General features: G+C 67.0%; 1 protein-coding gene. It reads left to right on the forward strand.

Annotation, left to right across the window (positions count from 1 at the left end; translation table 11 throughout):
• A partial coding sequence (locus EIK80_RS25085; protein ID WP_148099124.1) for a helix-turn-helix domain-containing protein occupies positions 1-415 on the forward strand: 415 nt, incomplete at its 5' end.
• Positions 416-440: the final 25 nt, after the last annotated feature.

A 440-nucleotide genomic window follows, 5' to 3' on the forward strand; every position in this document is an offset into this window, starting at 1 on the left:
GGAGCGTTGGCTGGCGATGGATTCCCGGTATGCTGGCCATATGGCCAAACCCATCATCCCACTGGAGACCAGGCGAAGGGCAGTCGAGCTGGTGCTGGGCGGCATGCAGCAGAAGCAGGCCGCCAAACAGCTCGGCGTGAGCGTCGGCGCGGTGCATGGCTGGGTCAGGGCGTACCGCAAGGGCGGCATGGCCGCGTTGCAGCCCAAAAACAGGAACGCCGCGCAGGGCAATAAGCCCGCTGACTCCCGTCGCCGGCCGTCCGCAGCCGATGATGATGACGCGGAGGCTTTGCGCCGCAGGGTCGAGGAACCGGAGCCGGGGGAACGCGTTGATGCGGGAGGTGGCGGAGGCTCGCAGAAAAAGACCCCGGCGCCGACCTGCGGCGCCTGTCGAACAGGGAGAAGACCCTGTTGATCGACCGGTTGAGGCCGGCGTATTC

Source organism: Caulobacter sp. 602-1 (assembly GCF_003931565.1).
Classification (GTDB): Bacteria; Pseudomonadota; Alphaproteobacteria; order Caulobacterales; family Caulobacteraceae; genus Caulobacter.